Origin of the sequence: Shewanella sp. KX20019 (genome assembly GCF_016757755.1) — a bacterium.
GTDB lineage: Bacteria > Pseudomonadota > Gammaproteobacteria > Enterobacterales > Shewanellaceae > Shewanella.
Genome location: NZ_CP068437.1, coordinates 2,563,577 through 2,583,105, shown reverse-complemented (window position 1 = coordinate 2,583,105; position 19,529 = coordinate 2,563,577). Strand labels below are relative to the sequence as shown.

At 43.1% G+C, this 19,529-nt stretch carries 13 protein-coding genes; 6 read left to right on the top strand and 7 right to left on the bottom strand.

The window, feature by feature from the left end:
• Nucleotides 1–14: 14 nt before the first annotated feature.
• Nucleotides 15–1,349 carry an anti-phage deoxyguanosine triphosphatase gene (locus tag JK628_RS11290; RefSeq protein ID WP_202289555.1) on the top strand — a complete coding sequence of 445 codons (1,335 nt, stop codon included), beginning with the start codon at nt 15–17 and terminating at the stop codon, nt 1,347–1,349.
• Between the two features lie 296 nt (nt 1,350–1,645).
• On the opposite strand, the gene JK628_RS11285 is transcribed toward JK628_RS11290, so the two are convergent.
• Both JK628_RS11285 and JK628_RS11280 read right to left on the bottom strand, forming a co-directional pair.
• The gene (locus tag JK628_RS11285; RefSeq protein ID WP_202289554.1) at nt 1,646–2,695 is read right to left on the bottom strand and encodes an MBL fold metallo-hydrolase; all 1,050 of its coding nucleotides are present in this window, start codon (nt 2,693–2,695) and stop codon (nt 1,646–1,648) included.
• Between the two features lie 154 nt (nt 2,696–2,849).
• On the bottom strand, nt 2,850–3,482 hold the full coding sequence (locus JK628_RS11280; RefSeq protein WP_202289553.1) for a YchE family NAAT transporter: 633 nt from the start codon (nt 3,480–3,482) through the stop codon (nt 2,850–2,852).
• 330 nt (nt 3,483–3,812) lie between these two features.
• Between JK628_RS11280 and adhE the strand changes: the two genes are divergently transcribed.
• The gene (gene adhE, locus JK628_RS11275) at nt 3,813–6,428 is read left to right on the top strand and encodes a bifunctional acetaldehyde-CoA/alcohol dehydrogenase (RefSeq protein WP_202289552.1); all 2,616 of its coding nucleotides are present in this window, start codon (nt 3,813–3,815) and stop codon (nt 6,426–6,428) included.
• 78 nt (nt 6,429–6,506) lie between these two features.
• Here adhE and JK628_RS11270 read toward each other — a convergent pair whose 3' ends face one another.
• A complete protein-coding gene (locus JK628_RS11270; RefSeq protein WP_202289551.1) occupies nt 6,507–8,678 on the bottom strand; it encodes a malate synthase G in 2,172 nt (723 codons plus the stop codon).
• Nucleotides 8,679–8,903: 225 nt separating this feature from the next.
• Nucleotides 8,904–9,854, bottom strand: a complete 951-nt coding sequence (locus JK628_RS11265) for a LysR family transcriptional regulator (RefSeq protein WP_202289550.1) — start codon at nt 9,852–9,854, stop codon at nt 8,904–8,906.
• A gap of 109 nt (nt 9,855–9,963) precedes the next feature.
• Between JK628_RS11265 and JK628_RS11260 the strand changes: the two genes are divergently transcribed.
• Nucleotides 9,964–11,544: an isocitrate lyase gene (locus JK628_RS11260; RefSeq protein WP_202289549.1), complete on the top strand. Its 1,581-nt coding sequence runs from the start codon at nt 9,964–9,966 to the stop codon at nt 11,542–11,544.
• Between the two features lie 715 nt (nt 11,545–12,259).
• Nucleotides 12,260–12,826: a prepilin-type N-terminal cleavage/methylation domain-containing protein gene (locus tag JK628_RS11255; protein ID WP_202289548.1), complete on the top strand. Its 567-nt coding sequence runs from the start codon at nt 12,260–12,262 to the stop codon at nt 12,824–12,826.
• Nucleotides 12,827–12,867: 41 nt separating this feature from the next.
• Here JK628_RS11255 and JK628_RS11250 read toward each other — a convergent pair whose 3' ends face one another.
• The 3 genes from JK628_RS11250 to JK628_RS11240 form a co-directional block, all read right to left on the bottom strand.
• Nucleotides 12,868–13,185, bottom strand: a complete 318-nt coding sequence (locus JK628_RS11250; protein ID WP_202289547.1) for an antibiotic biosynthesis monooxygenase family protein — start codon at nt 13,183–13,185, stop codon at nt 12,868–12,870.
• 204 nt (nt 13,186–13,389) lie between these two features.
• Entirely contained in the window at nt 13,390–15,441 is a 2,052-nt protein-coding gene (locus tag JK628_RS11245) for a S9 family peptidase (RefSeq protein WP_202289792.1), read from the bottom strand.
• A 222-nt stretch (nt 15,442–15,663) separates the two neighbouring features.
• On the bottom strand, nt 15,664–17,181 hold the full coding sequence (locus JK628_RS11240) for a fumarate hydratase (protein WP_202289546.1): 1,518 nt from the start codon (nt 17,179–17,181) through the stop codon (nt 15,664–15,666).
• Between the two features lie 176 nt (nt 17,182–17,357).
• Here JK628_RS11240 and pabB point away from each other — a divergent pair, with 176 nt between their 5' ends.
• Complete coding sequence (gene pabB / locus JK628_RS11235; RefSeq protein WP_202289545.1) at nt 17,358–18,899, top strand: aminodeoxychorismate synthase component I; 1,542 nt, start codon at nt 17,358–17,360, stop codon at nt 18,897–18,899.
• Between the two features lie 4 nt (nt 18,900–18,903).
• Nucleotides 18,904–19,500 carry a CoA pyrophosphatase gene (locus JK628_RS11230; protein WP_202289544.1) on the top strand — a complete coding sequence of 199 codons (597 nt, stop codon included), beginning with the start codon at nt 18,904–18,906 and terminating at the stop codon, nt 19,498–19,500.
• The last annotated feature ends 29 nt before the right edge of the window (nt 19,501–19,529 follow it).

Below are 19,529 nucleotides of genomic sequence, written 5' to 3'. Positions count from 1 at the left end.
AGTGAGGAACCCGCATGGATAGTACACCTTGGCATGAGCGGCGATTAACAGAAGACAAGCAACGACGTAACGATCATCGTAGTCCTTACCAAAGAGACCGAGCACGTATATTACATTCGGCAGCCTTTAGAAGGCTACAAGCCAAGACTCAAGTCTTGGGGATTGGACTCAATGATTTTTATCGAACTCGTTTGACCCATTCGCTTGAAGTCAGTCAAATAGGCACAGGGATCCGTGCTCAGCTTAAGCAAAAGCACCCTGAGCAAGACCAATTGCTTGATTCTATGAGCCTGATCGAATCTATATCTCTTGCCCATGACATAGGTCATCCGCCCTTTGGCCATGGTGGTGAAGTTGCACTTAACTATATGATGCGCAAACATGGCGGTTTCGAAGGTAATGGACAAACCTTTAGGATACTAGCTCGCCTGGAACCCTATACTGAGTATTATGGTATGAACCTGTGTCGTCGAACGCTATTAGGGGTCCTTAAATACCCTGCTCCCTATAGCCTGCTTCACCGTCAACTACCTTTCAGTGACGTGAGCCACTTTCGTCAATTAAAACCCTCTGAGTGGCCGCCGGTTAAAGGTCTTTTTGATGATGACTTAGAGGTGCTTAACTGGGTACTGGAACCATTATCTACATCAGATAAAGCGCTGTTTCTGTCACATCAATTAGTGGATAAATCAAAGCATAGACGAACCCAATACAAGTCATTTGACTGCTCAATAATGGAACTCGCTGATGATATAGCCTATGCAGTTCATGATTTAGAAGATGCAATCGTAATGGGGATAGTTAGCCGTGAACAATGGACGCTCGCCGTCGAAACTAAACTCAAACAAAGTAATGATGATTGGATCCGTAATGAATTTTCTACCATAGGTGAACGATTGTTTTCCAGTAAACATCATCTAAGAAAAGATGCCATCGGTACTTTAGTCAATGGCTTTGTCACTGCGATATCGATTATCGATGTTGAAGGGTTTAGTGAGCCACTACTAAAATTTAACGCCGCACTTGAAGGTGCTTTTAACGAAGCCTTAGAGATATTAAAGCAGTTTGTATATCAGTATGTGATTAGAAAGCCAGAGATCCAGATGCTCGAATATAAAGGTCAGCAAATTGTGATGGAGCTATTTGAAGCATTCATTTCAGATCCAGAACGGCTATTGCCCACAAATACCCAAGCGCGTTGGACTGAAGCAAAAGAGCAAGGGCTTAACTGCCATCGTGTGATTGCGGATTATATATCAGGCATGACAGACGAGTTTGCCGCAAGGCTGCACCAACATCTGTTTAGCCCTAAGTCAGGTTCGATGATTGAATTAAACCGAGAGCTTTAATACCTAAGCTGCACTACGGTGATAGATATCGATTGGCAATGAAATCGACTCATTTTCAATACTGCCTATCACTTTTTATCTTTCTAAAAAGTGAGTTAGGCAATGAGCTAAACTATGTTCCTGTTTTATAACGATGAATTTTAATACCTTGTTTACACATTTACCTGTTACAAAATTCCCTTCAATGGGCCTTACCTTTTCATAGCCCAATTTAAGCATCAACCGAAGCAAAGCGATATACCGTTAAGTTAGCCGTATTCAGAATGCTAAAACGAGTGTTTAAATTATCTATAGACTTAGCGCTCTATTGGGTAGTTCATTGCGATCCATGCAGGTAAACCAGAATGGCTAACGCAGGTAATATTATCCAGCCCCATAATAGACAGATTGGTTAATGCAGTTTGGGCTCTACGTCCAGAGTGGCAGTAGAGGTAGATATGATTAAAGCCTTTCAATTCTTCCAGATGTTGTGACTCAGTCCCAAATGGTATGTTTTGACTGCGAGGGATATGCCCTTCTGAATATTCTTCTTTTGTGCGATTATCGATGATTAATGTGTTGCTGTTTTCTTTTAGCCAAACGTTATAAAGCGCACTCATCGAAAAGTCGTTATGAATATAAGCATCCGGATTAAAGTTAATACCGCAGTTAGTATTGGCGGGTACGGCTTCATTGATTTTTTTAGGAAGGTCTAGGTTCAGGTTACTCATGATCTGCAAAAATTCATCGAGTGATTTATTTTGACCCAACCGGGGATTCCATTGTTTCTCTTCAGCAATCGTTGAGCTGGTTTTACCATTATAATCATGCCCAGGATAAATAACCGTTTCATCCGCCAAACTAAACAACTTTTTGGTGATGCTATTGTACAAATCCCCTGAGTCACCCTCTTGAAAGTCTGTACGGCCACAGCCCCGGATTAACAAGCAGTCACCGGTAAAAACCATACCATCCACATAAAAACTCATACAGCCATGGGTATGGCCCGGTGTATTTATTGCCCTGATGTGATGGCCCCCGATAGGAAGTTCATCGCCCTCTTTCAGTTCTATATCTATTGATTTGACGGCTGCCGTTTGACTGTAAACAATCTGCGCACCCGTTTTTTGCCTGATTAAACCTGCCGAGGTGATATGGTCGGCATGAATATGCGTTTCAATGATATAAAGAAGCTCGATACCAAGCTCTTCAATATATTGCAGGTCTCGTTGCAGATGTTCTTTAACCGCATCAATAATTGCCCCTTCATGGGTTTTTGGGTCTGCCAGCAGGTAGGTGTAGGTACAGCTATCTCTATCAAACAGTTGCTTTACATATAAAGGACGCTGGCAGCTTGTGATTAGCATTGTGATTTACCCGTATTCATGTATTCGTTCTTGAAAGTATAGTTAGTGTCTTTAATATTAATAAGTACCAGTACGTCACCCTTAGACTTTGTCATCTACCAGCGCAACAAAAAAGGCACCTTAATAGGTGCCTTTGTGTATACGGTAACCATCATTAATTCATAAAGCCAGGAAACAAACCTTTAACGCCAGCCGCGATAACTTCAATACCGATGGAAAGCATCAATAGTCCCATAAGGCGGGTAATTACGTTAATACCAGTATTACCCAGTACTTTAAAGATCACTGGCGCCATTCTGAACAGCATAAAGCTTAGCAAGCCGAAAAGGATAACCGTTATAGACATGCCAATAAGGTTCTCAAAGCTATTATGCTCCGCCGCAGAGACAATAACAGAACTAATTGCACCGGGTCCTGCCATCAAAGGTAACGCCAGCGGCACAACAGCGACCGACTCCATGCCTGACGCTTCTCGATCTTCCTCTTTGTTTCGCTTAACTTCACCAAGCTTACCTTGCAGCATCGACATTGCAATAATGCAAATAAGCGACCCGCCGGCGATTCTAAATGCAGATAGTGAGATACTAAACAGGTTCAAAATATGTTGCCCTGCAAAAATGGTGACTAGCAAAATAATCACCACTGCAAAGTTAGCGATTTTACCTGTTTGGTTGCGCTCAGATTCAGTTTGATGACTGGTTAAACCTACAAATACTGGCAACAACCCGACTGGATTGATGATCGCTATTAACCCTAAAAAAAACTTTACATAAAGAGTTAAATCCAACGTCTTATCCTCTGCACTTTCATGCATTTATTCTAGCAATTATAAAAGTGGCGCTACTCTACCTTATGTATCCCAAATCGAAAAATGAGATTTTCTAACCAAAATCACAACTTTGAACAAATTTTAGTAATCAATTTATCCACTCGTTTCCACAGTAACGTCACACTCTGTTGTTAAGGTAGTTATTTTATTACAGAAAGCCCCATTTTTGCGGTACCGATCACGGTCAACAAGTCCATTTGAGTGTAATTTTTCTTCATGGAGACTAAATATAGTCAAAGAAAGGTTAGCAAAACATGATTTTTGCTAAATTTTTTTAGGACGCACATTATGACAGTTACCAATGAAACAGAACTCAATCTTCTGGTGGGCAAGGTCGTTGAAGCGCAACGACAATTTGCAGAATACTCACAGGAGCAGGTCGATGTTATCTTCCGAGCTGCAGCCCTTGCAGCGGCAGATGCTCGAATATCTTTGGCCAAAATGGCAGCAACCGAAACACGGATGGGGGTGCTTGAAGATAAAGTGATTAAAAACCACTTTGCCTCTGAGTATATCTATAACAAATATAAGGATGAGAAAACCTGTGGGATCCTTTCTGAAGACCCTACTTTCGGAACTATTACTATCGCTGAACCCGTCGGTCTCATCTGCGGTATCGTCCCCACAACAAACCCCACTTCAACTGCAATATTTAAAGCACTCATTAGCTTAAAAACTCGCAATGGTATTATCTTCTCTCCGCACCCAAGAGCTAAGAACTCGACGACGACTGCAGCTCGAATTGTACTGGAAGCCGCTGTAGCTGCTGGTGCCCCTAAAGATATTATCGGTTGGATAGATGAGCCATCCGTGGCTTTATCAAATCAATTAATGACCCATGCAGATATTAACCTCATTTTGGCCACTGGCGGTCCTGGAATGGTTAAAGCCGCCTACTCGTCTGGTAAGCCTGCTATCGGTGTTGGCGCGGGTAACACGCCGATCGTTATTGACGAAACTGCCGATATTAAACGCGCCGTTAGCTCAATTTTAATGTCAAAAACCTTTGATAACGGTGTTGTATGCGCATCTGAGCAAGCCGTCATTATTGTGGACGAGATCTACGATACGGTAAAAGAGCGCTTTGCCAGTCACGGCGGTTACATGCTAAGCATTGAAGAAACAGCATTAATGCAAAATGTCATTCTTAAAAACGGTGGCTTAAATGCGGATATCGTCGGCCAAAGCGCTGCGACTATTGCCAAAATGGCAGGTATTGATGTGCACTACAGTACAAAGGTCCTTATTGGTGAAGTCTCCAATATCGACCAGGCTGAAGCTTTTGCCCATGAAAAACTATCACCGCTGTTAGCGATGTATCGTGCAGATGATTTTAACGATGCAATGGACAAAGCAGAAGCGTTGGTAACACTTGGCGGTATTGGACACACATCAGGCCTCTATACAGACCAAGATACCCAAACCGACCGCGTTAAAGCGTTTGGTTTTAGAATGAAAACGGCACGTATTCTCATCAATACCCCCGCTTCACAAGGTGGCATTGGCGATCTTTATAATTTCAAACTAGCGCCATCGTTAACCTTAGGCTGCGGTTCATGGGGTGGTAACTCGATTTCTGAGAATGTCGGTCCAAGCCATCTTATTAATAAAAAAATGGTCGCAAAGAGAGCAGAGAATATGCTGTGGCACAAACTACCTTCGTCTATCTATTTCCGTCGCGGCAGTCTGCCCATTGCATTAGAAGAGTTATCAGACAAAAAACGTGCTCTCATTGTTACTGATAAATACCTGTTTAATAATGGCTATTGCAATGAGACGATAAAAATATTGAAGAGCCAAGGTGTTGAAACTGAAGTGTTCTACGATGTCGAAGCCGATCCTACAATGGAAATTGTCAACCAAGGTGCGAAAGTTGCTAAAAGTTTCCAACCTGATGTGATCATTGCACTTGGCGGCGGCTCTCCTATGGATGCAGCCAAAATCATCTGGGTGATGTATGAACATCCCGATGTTGATTTTGCCGACCTAGCACTGCGCTTTATGGATATCCGTAAACGTATCTACAAATTTCCTAAGCTCGGTAAAAAAGCCATGATGGTAGCAATTCCAACAACCTCTGGTACGGGTTCTGAAGTCACTCCATTTGCGGTAGTCACCGATGAAAAGACCGGTATGAAATACCCGATTGCCGACTACGAGCTAACGCCTAATATGGCAATTGTTGATCCAAACCTTGTTATGGATATGCCAAAGTCTTTAACGGCTTTTGGTGGTATTGACGCAATAACTCATGCACTTGAGGCATATGTCAGTGTTATGGCTAATGAATACAGTGATGGCCAGGCCTTGCAAGCACTCGATCTATTGTTTACTCATTTGCCAGATTCCTACGAACATGGTGCCCAAGCGCCATTAGCGCGTGAAAAAGTACATAATGGCGCTACAATCGCGGGGATCGCATTTGCTAACGCGTTCCTCGGGATCTGCCACTCAATGGCACATAAACTCGGCGCTGAATTTCATCTTGCTCACGGACTCGCAAATGCATTATTAATAAGTAACGTCATTCGTTTTAACGCGACTGATATGCCGACCAAACAGGCAGCCTTTAGCCAGTATGATAGACCGAAGGCATTATGTCGTTACGCAAAAATTGCAGAATACTTAAAACTAGATGGCACCGTAGGTGAAGGCATTACAGATGAAGAAAAAGTCGAGGCTCTACTTAAAGAAATTGATGCTCTCAAGGAGAAGATTGGCATTCCAAGCTCAATCCAAGCAGCAGGAGTCAATGAAGCCGACTTCATCGCAAAACTAGATGAACTCGCAGAGGATGCCTTTGACGACCAATGTACAGGTGCTAATCCACGTTACCCGCTCATTGCTGAGCTAAAACAGATTTTATTGGCCAGCTATTACGGTAATGATTACAGCGATCAATAGCCTGTAACATTTTAAATTGCCGATATGAAAAAGCCTTAACAGTGCGCTGTTAAGGCTTTTTTTAGTTAACTAATAGACTCAACTGGCTTTAGCTTGAATGCGATAAGCATGTAGCAGCGGCTCAGTATAACCCGACGGTTGCTCTTCACCTTTAAACACTAGATCACATGCGGCTTTAAACGCAATGCCATCGAAATTAGGTGCCATATTGATATAACTGCTATCCGCTTTGTTCTGAGCGTCGACCACAGCAGCCATTTTTTTAAGCGCTGTCATCACTTCATCTCTTGTGCATATGCCGTGTGCTAACCAGTTAGCCAGATGCTGTGAAGAGATCCTTAATGTTGCCCTATCTTCCATTAGACCCACGTTGTTAATATCGGGTACTTTCGAGCATCCGACACCTTGATCAATCCAACGCACCACATAACCCAATATGCCTTGAGCATTATTCTCTAGCTCAAAGGTTTTTAGTTCAGCAGTCAGCTCATTAGGGGACTGCATTAGCGGTATCGTCAACAAATCATCTAGGCTTGCACGGCAGCGCAGTTTTAGCCGATTTTGAACTTCGGTAACGTTCACCTTATGATAATGGGTCGAATGCAGAACGGCACCGTTAGGCGACGGCACCCAAGCGGTATTTGCGCCCGCTTTGGGGTGGCTTATCTTTTGCTCAAGCATGGCAGCCATTTCATCTGGCATTGGCCACATGCCCTTACCTATTTGAGAACGGCCCTGTAGTCCACATGCTAAACCGGTATCAACATTCCAATCTTCATAAGCAGCTATCCATTGCTGTTGTTTCATCAGAGACTTTGCTACAAATGGACCCGCTTTCATTGAGGTATGGATCTCATCACCAGTCCTATCTAAAAAGCCTGTGTTGATAAACACCACACGCTCTGATGCGACCCGTATACACTCTTTGAGATTAACCGTGGTACGACGCTCCTCATCCATAATACCGACTTTAATCGTGTTACGAGCAAGCTTTAATGCGTCTTCAATTTTAGTAAACAGATCACAAGTGAATTGCACCTCTTCAGGGCCGTGCATCTTTGGTTTAACAATATTAATTGAGCCTCTGCGACTATTACTACGGTTGTTATTATTTCCCTGCAGGTCGTGCATCGCAGCAAGTACCGTCATCATCCCATCTAAGATCCCCTCTGGAATCTCACGTCCCTCTTTATCCAGTACCGCATTAATGGTCATTAGATGGCCGACATTTCGTACAAACAGTAAGCTTCGACCAGCAAGTGTTAGTTTCTGGCCGTTAGGGTTGAGGTATATGCGATCATCATTTAGCTCACGCGTTATCTCTTTACCATCTTTAAACAACGATGCTGATAAGTTACCTTGCATTAAGCCTAACCAATTACGATAGATCTCTACTTTATCTTCCGCATCGACTGCAGCAACCGAGTCTTCACAATCCATAATAGTGGTGACTGCAGCTTCGACTAACAAATCGCTGACACCAGCCGGGTCACTCTGACCAATCAGGCTCTTGGCATCAATTTGGATCTCGACATGCAAACCATTGTTTTTAAGTAATATGGCACTAGGCTGCTGTTCTGAACCTTGGTAACCTACAAAGCGCTTTGCGTCTGCGAGTCCTGTGACATCGCCACTTTTTAGCGTCGCTACTAAAACACCAGATTTAATCGTGTAGGACGTTACATCAGCATGACTACCACTTAATAATGAAGCCACTATATCAAGGTGTTGTTTGGCGAACGCTATCACCTTTGATCCACGCACGGGATTGTAACTTTTGCTTAATTCGGCTCCATCTTGCTCTGAAATCGCATCGGTGCCATAGAGAGCATCATATAAACTGCCCCAGCGTGCATTTGCTGCGTTTAGCGCGAATCGGGCATTCTTAACTGGCACAACCAGCTGTGGTCCAGCTTGCTGGGTAATTTCGGTATCGACATTTTCAGTCGTAATGGTGAATGCTTCGCCTTCAGGAATAAGGTAGCCGATGTCATAAAGAAATGTTTTATAAGCCTGTAGTTCAAACCCTTGGCCCTTGTTGCCGATATGCCATTCATCTATCTGTTGCTGCAATTGCTGGCGCTTCTGTAATAGCTGGCGATTGATCGGCGCAAGGTCAGTGACAATCTCTTCAAATTTAGACCAAACCTGTTCTGCATTGAGCCCTGTTCCTGGACAAATTTCATTTGCGACGAGATCTGATAACTCGCTGGCGACTTGTAGTTCACCGATTTGAATATATGTTGTCATATTTTGCCCCTGTTCATCCTTTGCACAGCTCTTATATTGCTCGAGCACTCATCCATCTACTAATTACACCGACTATTATTTACACCAATGAAGGGTAATTTTCTTTACCCTATATCAAGCAATGCATATTTAGCCAATTTATAGTTATGATTTTCATTATTCATCGTACTTATGCAAACTGTGATTTTGGTGTAATTAAACGTCATTTTTGGATTAATATCACTTTTACAATTTTCCGCGACTAAAGCTATCAGCAGTCTGGGTGATCAGTTGCCTCATCCATTTATGCGCTGGATTATGCTGTAGTAAAGGGCTCCAAGCCATAGTAAGCGCAATGGGTTGTATGACGAAGGGTGGTGCAACTATGCTAACCCGATCGTTGTGCTCATACTGCCTTGCCATCTTACTTGGTATGGTAGCGATCAAATCTTGTTGTTCTGCCAATAAACAAGCTGCTTGGTAATGGCGGGTAAAGACGGTAATACGTCGTTTTACACCTATTCGCGTTAAAGCTTCATCGACCCAGCCTAAGCGTTGTACATCATCTGGGTCCATTCCTACACCTACACCCATGCCAGTTTTACTCACCCAAACGTGTTTTGCTTCGAGGTAATTTTCTAGTGAAAACTTCTCTAACACAGGATTTGTATTACTTATCAAGCAGCTAAAGTCATCACTCCACAATACCTTCTGATGAAAAGATTGCGGAATACTATCGAATCGATTAATCACCATATCGACCCTTCCTTGTTCTACATCAGGGAAATTTACATCGCTTGGGGTCATGATATCGAGAATAACATTTGGCGCTTCAGTACGGAGCTTTGCAATAAGCGGTGGGATCAATGTCGCTTCAGCATAATCACTTGCCATCACACGGAAGACTTTGTCACTTTCTGCTGCATTAAAATTGGCGCGTGGCTGCACGGCTTTCTCCAACCCAATAATTAACTCGCTTATTGTTGGCTGCAACTCTTGCGCTCTTTCAGTGGGCGTCATCCCTTGGCTCGTCCTGATCAGCAAGGGATCATCAAATAATGTCCGCAACCTTTTTAGACCGTTACTCATCGCTGGTTGGCTAATTCCAAGCTGATCTGCCGCTTTGGTAACATTTCGTTCACGTAGTAGAACGTCTAAATAAACTAACAAATTCAGGTCAACACGAGATATATTCATAAGATAAATACCGAGAATAAAAACTATAAATTAGACTTATTTAACCAAATCTAACTAATATTTTCAACGTAATCAATCGCCGCTGATCAATTGTTAAAGGAATATACACATGACAAACTACAGAACTAACATCGATGAAGCCGCTACCTTGATTAATGCAGAAGGTAGTGCATGGAATGCAATCAATCCTGAGTCGGTAGCGCGTATGCGTTTACAGAACCGTTTTCAAACAGGGTTAGACATCGCTAAGTATACTGCCAAGATTATGCGTGAAGATATGGACAACTACGATAAGGACTCTTCGCAGTACACCCAGTCTCTCGGTTGTTGGCATGGCTTTATTGGCCAGCAAAAAATGATTTCAATTAAAAAACACCTTCTAACCACTAAGCGTCGTTACTTATACCTTTCAGGTTGGATGGTCGCAGCCCTTCGCAGTGAGTTTGGTCCCCTTCCAGACCAATCAATGCACGAAAAAACGTCTGTAGCGGCGCTCATTAAGGAGTTGTACACCTTCCTTCGCCAAGCCGACGCTCGTGAATTAGGCGGCTTATTCCGCCAGCTAGATGGTGCTAGCGAAACTGAAAAAAGTGCTATTCAAGACAAGATCGATAATTTTGAAACTCATGTAGTCCCTATTATCGCCGATATCGATGCTGGTTTTGGTAATGAAGAAGCTACTTATTTGATGGCTAAGCAGATGATTGAAGCTGGCGCATGCTGTATTCAATTAGAAAACCAAGTATCAGATGTTAAGCAGTGTGGCCATCAAGACGGTAAAGTCACCGTGCCACATGTTGAGTTTTTAGCCAAAATTAACGCGGTACGCTATGCATTCTTAGAACTTGGAATCGATGATGGTGTGATTGTAGCGCGTACTGACTCTTTGGGTGCTGGCTTGACTCAAAAGATTGCCGTAACAAGCGAAGCCGGTGATTTGGGTGATCAGTACAACTCATTCCTTGAAGTTGAGGCTATTGATGCTGCCAATCTTGCCAACGGCGACGTAGTATTCCAACAGGGTGGACAACTAGTTAAACCATCACGTTTACCAAATGGACTGTTTAAGTTCCGTGCTGGTACGGGTGAAGAGCGCTGCGTACTAGATTGTATTACCTCTCTACAAAATGGGGCAGATCTACTTTGGATTGAGACTGAGAAACCTCACGTATCGCAAATTGGCGCAATGGTAAATGAGATCCGTAAAGTAATACCAAATGCAAAGCTGGTATATAACAACTCACCGTCGTTTAACTGGACATTGAACTTCCGTCAGCAGGTGTTTGACGCTAAGAAAGATGCTGGTGAAGATGTTAGCGCTTATAACCGTGAGCAGTTAATGAGTGTCGACTACGACACCACAGAACTTGCGGTTCAAGCAGATGAAAAAATCCGTACCTTCCAAGCTGACGCAGCGCGTGAAGCCGGTATTTTCCATCACCTTATTACATTACCGACTTACCATACTGCTGCTTTATCTACCGATAACCTTGCAAAAGAGTACTTCGGTGACCAAGGCATGCTCGGTTATGTTGCTAACGTTCAACGTAAAGAGATCCGTCAAGGCATCGCATGTGTTAAGCATCAGAATATGGCAGGCTCTGATATGGGAGATGCCCACAAAGAGTACTTCTCTGGTGACCAAGCGCTAAAAGCATCAGGTAAAGACAACACCATGAACCAATTTTAGCTAATGTAGTCTTTGGATTTGCTAAGTTTTTTGAAGTGGACTTAGCCCCAAAGTAAGCTAATCCTAAAAGGCCTGCTCTATAGCAGGCCTTTTTACATCCCTACTCAAGCAAGTTCATTTATCCTCCAAAGTTAAAATTAGTTATCTCAAGCAAAGGGGCTAGCAGAAATTCAACTCTTAACTTCTAACGCAAACGCTTCAAATGTATTCACTTTAAACACTTCCTATATTAAGCTGGGCTTCAGTCACCAAGCGAACAGCTAGCCCAGCATTTATTTAATTAGCAATCATTATTTTTCATGGCTAACGTAGTGTAAGAACGGGCTAAAAATAGGCTGATATATGCTTAGTATTAAATAAACACGCTCCTCTAATTTACTCGGTATTTAAACGTAAATTCAATAGTCGCTATTCGCCCTATGTACAATGTTGCTTGCTCTATAGCTTTTGGGAAATGTTCGCTTTGTATCTTTGTATCTTTGTATCTTTGTATCTTTGTATCTTTGTATCTTTGTATCGCTAGCTTACAGTATTCAAAATACCCAATATAAAAGTAAATGTGAAAACATGCTTTAAATCTGCACTTTCTAAAGATGTAATAACTGTGACCGACCTAACATTTAGCGCTGCTATGTATCAGTTTGTATCGGTCGATACTTGTTGCCGATGAGCAAAATCGTTAGTCTGCGCCCAAATCCAATTAGACAAAGTATTTATGCTGCTTAAGCGCTCCCCCATATCTGGCTTCACCCTGATTGAACTCATTATTGTAATTATCATATTGGCTGTTCTATCAGTCATTGCAGTACCTAAATTATTAGACCTTAGTTCGGACGCAAAGGCTGCAAAAGTACGCTCTTTAGCAGCATTGATCTCATCACAAAATCAGTTAACGTTTGCTAAAAGCAACCTTGCCAATATAGAAACTCTTGAAGGGTGTACATTTCAATGTGGTAACCACCCGAATTGGGATGCACGCGTAGGAGAGTACTTTATCGATGCCAGTGGTACCAGGTTATATGTCAGCTTTGGCTACCCAATTGCGCCTTTGTCGTCATCAACTCAGGTTAACGATAACTACCGTCAGGTGTTTGGGCTAAATGAGCAGGAGTTTTACATTACGGTTGCACGCACAGAGCAGTCAGCTACCGCAATAGTACCTGTAGCATCCGCTGATAAGCTAACAGAGATAGCAAATGGTACCTACAAGTGCCACGTGGTTTACGGTGCTCCTACCCAAACTAGAGACTATTTTGTGCGAGCCTATAGCGATGATTGTTAGCCTGTCTGTATCAACAACCTCTTCGGTCAACATCTTCCGCTCTAGATCATATAGTCGCGCTCGACTTTAGCAATCCTTAGCGCAAAATGGCTGTACCATTTCTTCCTGCCCATTGACTGTGCTACTTGATGTTCTGCATGTTGTTTCCACGCCTTAATGGCATCCAGTGTTTGCCAGTATGAAACGGTAATACCTAGCGTTTCTCGAGCCGATTCAATGCCGAGAAATCCAGGTTGGCTTTGCGCCAGCTCTACCATTCGCATTCCCATTGCTGAGTAACCATCTGTATCGTTAGATAAAACCGAGGTGAACACCACGCAGTAATAAGGTGGTTTGGGAGTATCGGCTAATGCTGTCATATTGATCCTTAATTAAAAGCAGTCCAGATAAGTGTTATAGGCCGAATCTTTAATCGTGCATGTTACCAAGCCAACTTGAATCGGTACTGCTGTATTGAGCTCCGCCAAATAGCGTAAAAGTAAGCCGTTAACCGTTTTACTCGACGCGGCAACAGATCGATAAAAAAAAGCCAGAACGTATGTTCTGGCTTTTTAAAATTGATTTTACTTCTCAGTCCAACGGTCCATCCAACCTAAAACATTGTCGTACCATTGCTCTAAATTATCAGGGTTTAAGATCCAGTGGTTTTCATCTGGATATACGAGTAGTTCAGATGGGATCCCTTTACGCTGCATAAAGGTGTAGGCTGCAAGTCCTTGACCATAAGGAACACGGAAGTCTTTCTCGCCATGGATAACCAGCATAGGTGTCTGCCAGTTCTCAACGTAGTTGACTGGGTTAAACTTCTCGTAAAGCTCTTTGTTAGCATCATAAGTGCCACCAAATTCATACTCTGGGAACCAAAGTTCTTCAGTAACATAATACATAGAGCGCATGTCGAATAGACCTGCATGGTTAACAAGACACTTGAAACCATCGTTCCAGTTACCCTGGATCCAGTTCATCATATAGCCGCCGTACGAACCGCCAAGTGCACATGCACGGTCACCATCGAGCCATTTCTGTTGCTGAGTAACTGCCGCCAGGCCTTTTTGCAGATCTTCTAGTGGCTTTCCGCCCCAGTCCTGGGTAATTGAATCAGTAAATGCTTGGCCGTAACCAGTAGAACCGTGGAAGTCGATCATTACCACGCCATAACCCGCGCCAGCCCATAATTGTGCATTCCAACGGCTACTAAACGAGTTACCAAATGATCCTTGTGGACCACCATGGACCAAGAACGCGATTGGATATTGTTCGCCGGCTTTATAGTTTGAAGGTTTTATCCAATAACCATAAACCTCTTCGTTATTCCAACCTTTGAAACTAAACTGTTGATACTCCCCAAACTTTATCTCAGCTAGTTTATCTTTGTTTATCTCTGTTAAACGGTTTAGGTTTTGACCATCCAAATTAATAGAGTATAGGTCGCCTGGTTCTACAAGTGATTTATTACTAAAGACTATCTTGTCTGCATTTATACCGACAACACTGTTGCTGCCTTCGTTATAGATGGTTTTCACATCGCCAAACTGGGTGTTGACTTCGAAGATAGACACTTGGCCAATATCTTGCGCTGTTACATAAAGTGTTTTGTTGTCTTTACCAAATGCTAACGAATGCGGGCTACGATCCCAAAGCGGCGCAACCTCTTTCTCTTGGCCGGTCACGGTATCGCGCAGCATGATGCGATAACGGTCTGCTTCAAAGCCAGGCTTTGTCATTGCAAGATAAGCAAGGTAGCGTCCATCAGCAGAAAAAGTAGGATGAGCATCCCATGCTTTATTCGACTCAGTTAAGTTTTTGGCATCGCCACCATCCACACTCACCTGCCATAAATCATAGTTTGTCGTCCAAGCTTGATCTTTACTTGGTGCTTTAGCGCTATAAACAACATACTTACCGTCTGGAGTGAACGTCACCTCCTCCATTCCTGAGAACGGTTTAGGGGGTGTTTCCGTATCAAGGCCAACTGTAACATCAACGGCGCTTGTGACTGTCTTTCCATTAAGCTTCGCGACAAATAGGTGGCTTCTAGAATGGTCATTCCAGGTATCCCAGTGCCTGACCATCAACTGCTTATATTCACGGCCTGTAGATGTACGCGCAGCTTCTACATCAAATTTCTCTTTTGAGCATGCTAAGTCTTTACACTCAGGGAAAACACGCATGTTGACCACGACTTGAGTACCGTCATTTGAAAGCTTAAAACCTTCAACGTCGAGTGGGAAATCTGATACTTGCTTCGCTTCACCACCATCTAAAGGCAGTTGGTAAAGTTGGCTTGAACCATCGCGCGCAGCAAGAAAATAGACACTCTTGTCGTTTGGTCCAAAAGCCACGCTGTGCTCTGTACCTGCAAACTGCGTGAGCTGTTTTGCATCGGCTGTATTTGAGTTTAAATCTTGAATATAAAGGTCTGAGCTGGCCTTCCCATTGGTATCAACATTTTTGATAGCATAGACAACTTTAGTGCCGTCATTGGATAATACAGCCGAATGAAGTTTATTAATTTTAACTAATTGTTGAACCGTAAAAGGCGTTGGAGATGCAGCTTGTACGCTAAAAGCAGCGCCAACAGATGCTAACGCCATAATGATTGCAGTTTTTTTCATCATTTTAGTCTTATTGTTATGTTTAAAGGTGTGTTACCACGATGGGCGACAAAATAATCCCTGAAGCGAATACAGCACATTATCCAAATTGAATGGCTTAAGCAATACGTTTAAGCCATTCAAAGGGTGACTAAATGTGACTTAGCAAAGGATATTATCAATAGTTGGGTTAAGCAAAAGCTAACCCGTTAATGACTGTTAATTACTACCGATTGAGAACGATCAGTTTAACTTTACTTTCCAGATAGCGGGTCCAGTATCGTGAGCATTAACGCCGTCTGAATCAACCGCAACGGTTACTGGCATATCTTTTACATCAAACTCATAGATGGCTTCCATACCCAGATCTTCAAATGCAACGACACGTGACTTTTTAATCGCTTTAGACACTAGATACGCGGCACCGCCAACCGCCATTAGATAGCAAGACTTATGCTGCTTAATTGATGCAACGGTTGCAGGACCGCGCTCCGCTTTACCAATCATGCCCATAAGACCGGTTTTGTCTAACATCAGATCGGTAAACTTATCCATGCGAGTTGCAGTCGTCGGGCCCGCAGGGCCAACGACTTCATCACCGACTGGATCAACAGGACCAACGTAATAGATAAACTTACCCTTAAAATCGACACCTTCAGGTAAGCCTTCACCACTTTCAATTAAGCTTTGAATGCGTTTATGGGCTGCATCTCGTCCAGTTAACATCTTGCCACTAAGCAAAACGGTATCACCACTCTTCCACTGCTCCATCTCTTCTTGAGTAACGGTGTCAAGATTTACCCGGCGCACGCTTTCGCCAACTTCCCAAGTGATTTTTGGCCAATCTTCAAGCGATGGTGGTGTTAGTTCAGCCGGTCCGCTACCGTCTAGGTGAAAATGCACGTGACGTGTTGCCGCGCAGTTGGGGATCATCACCACAGGCTTAGATGCTGCATGTGTAGGAGCAGATTTAATCTTAATATCTAATACAGTGGTAACACCACCAAGCCCTTGAGCACCAATACCTAACTTATTAGCACGATCAAAAATTTCTAAGCGTAATTTTTCATCCGTTGTTTCAGCACCGCGAGCTTGTAACTCATGGATATCGACTGGATCCATAAGTGATTCTTTTGCCATCACTGCGGCTTTTTCAGCAGTACCACCAATGCCGATACCTAGCATTCCAGGAGGACACCAACCAGCGCCCATAGTAGGCAGTGTTTTTTCTACCCACGCTGCTATATCATCTGATGGATTGAGCATCACCATTTTAGATTTATTCTCAGAACCACCGCCTTTAGCAGCGATAGCAACATCAACATGGTTTCCAGGGACCATTTCAACATGTACCACTGACGGCGTATTGTCTTTGGTGTTCTTACGCCCACCAGCAGGATCTGCAACTATGGATGCTCTAAGCGGGTTATCAGGATTGGTGTAAGCACGGCGTACACCTTCATCAACCATCTCTTGTACCGTTAAATCCGTTTTATCCCACTGAACAGCCATACCAATTTTGACGAAACAGGTCACGATACCTGTATCTTGGCAAAGAGGACGTTTTCCTTCAGCTGACATGCGTGAATTGATCAAGATCTGTGCAATAGCATCTTTCGCAGCTGCACTTTCTTCACGCTCATAGGCATCAGCCATTGAGTCAACGAAATCTTTTGGGTGATAATAGGAGATATATTGCAGGGCATCAGCAACGCTTTCGATTAAATCGGCTTGCTTGATTACAGGGATTACTTTGCTCACAGACACTTCCTTTTTAACAGACACTTATTTTTGACTGATACATCCCATAAATATACTGAGATGTACGCTCCAGCAGCCGTAGCGGCTTGTGTGTTTTGTTTTTATAACTTGTGTGAGCAATATGATACTCTTTCGCGACTTTGAGTTAAACATCACATTTTAGATAGGGTTAATAGATGAACAAATTGGCGCCTAAATCCGTATTTTCGATGCGTCTTGATTGGAATTTAGACACTGAAACAATTTTTGGCCTGTTTTCTGATTCTCCTTGGGCCATTTTACTCGATTCCGCCAATGCCGATCACATTGATGCAAAGTTCGATGTGATCTGTGCCAGCCCAATTGCAACATTGGTTAGCACTGAAAATTCAACCCAAATAACTAAAACCCCCAATAGAGAACCTTTATACAGTCTTACAAGTGATCAACTATCTCCCAGCCATTACATTGAGCAATACACGGAGGACCCTTTTAGTCTACTGAAACAAACCTTGGCTGAATTTTTCCCCATTATCAAAGGCAGCCCGTTACCCTTTTCGGGGGGAGCCATGGGCTGTTTCAGCTATGATTTAGGTCGTAACATCGAAAAGCTGCCGGTTATCGCAAAAGATGATATTTCACTGCCAATCATGAACGTTGGCGTATATGACTGGGCGCTGGTATTTGATTATCAGCTGCAGGCATGGACGCTAGTGCATTATCAAAGCCAACAAGAGTTAGAGACTACAAAAGTCTCACTTGATGCATTGCTCGCAACCTTAGCGCCTATTCATTCGACGCTCCTAGTGCCTGAGGCTCAAGAAACCCGCGATATCAAAGTATCATGTGCCAGCAAAAAGCCCTTTAGACTAACCAGCCAGTGGCACAACCAAACCAATGCCGCCGCATACAGTGATAAATTTGGCCAAATACAGCAGTTCCTCAATGATGGCGACTGTTACCAAATTAACCTAACGCAACGATTTAGTAGCCAGTATGAAGGGGATGAATGGCAAGCCTATTTAGCGTTAAGGGAAAGTAATGCAGCGCCCTTCTCAGCCTTTATCAGGTTACCTCAACACGCTGTGTTATCGATATCACCTGAACGATTTGTCTCTTTGTTAGTAGACCAAATACAGACAAAACCGATAAAAGGCACCATGCCAAGAGATAGTGATCCCCGAGTAGATAAGCAAATGGCATCGCTGTTAGCCACATCAGAAAAAGATCGCGCCGAGAACCTAATGATTGTTGATCTGCTCAGGAATGATATTGGTAAAGTCGCCACCGCTGGCTCGGTTAATGTGCCTAAGCTTTTTGATATAGAAAGCTTTCCTGCAGTGCATCATTTGGTCAGTACCATTACCGCTACATTAAAACCAACGCTAGATGCTACCGACCTACTGAAAGCCTGCTTTCCTGGAGGCTCTATTACTGGCGCACCCAAAATCCGTGCAATGGCCATCATTGAAGAGCTTGAACCATCACGAAGAAGTCTTTACTGTGGATCTATTGGTTATATTAGCCAAAATGGAAATATGGATTCCAGTATCACTATTCGTACCTTAGTTGCACAACAACATAATGAACCACAAGATCTCAAACAGAGTAATGTGATTTATTGTTGGGCCGGGGGTGGCATAGTCGCTGACTCTAAGGTTGATGCTGAGTATCAAGAAACTTTTGATAAGGTCAGTAAAATATTACCTGTGCTATCCCGCGTTAACCAAGAGGTATAATAATATGAATTTAGTGGAGTTTAGGCTCAAATTTAATCTCCACTCTTTGCATAAATCTCATCATTTACCCGCATCTCATCAGTTTGATCTATCTAAACCTTTGCGAAAAGCTGCCGTGCTAATTGCCCTAAGTCTTAATAACGGCGAACTCGAGCTTTTACTTACCCGTCGGCCTACTCATTTACGTTCGCATCCAGGGCAAATCAGTTTTCCGGGGGGAAAGGTTGAGGAGTTTGATACCAACTTAGAAGCAACAGCCCTGCGTGAAGCTCAGGAAGAGATTGGTTTATTGGCTAACAATGTTGATGTGCTTGGTTTATTGCACGATCATAAAACGTTTACCGGTTTCGACATCACGCCGGTGGTCAGTATTGTAAAACAACCGTTTACGCCGATTATCGATCCTGGCGAGGTAGATGAACTTTTTACCATCCCACTATCATTTCTATTGGATAAAGATAATAGGCATACGCAATATTTTAGTCGTAAGGGAATTGAATACCCCATTCACTTTATCCCGTACAAGTCCTACTTTATTTGGGGTGCCACCGCGGCTATGATTGATCAATTGTGCCAGCTTATTGCTCACCATGATGCTTAACTTTTAGCTCAGTCGTCTTATCATAGCGA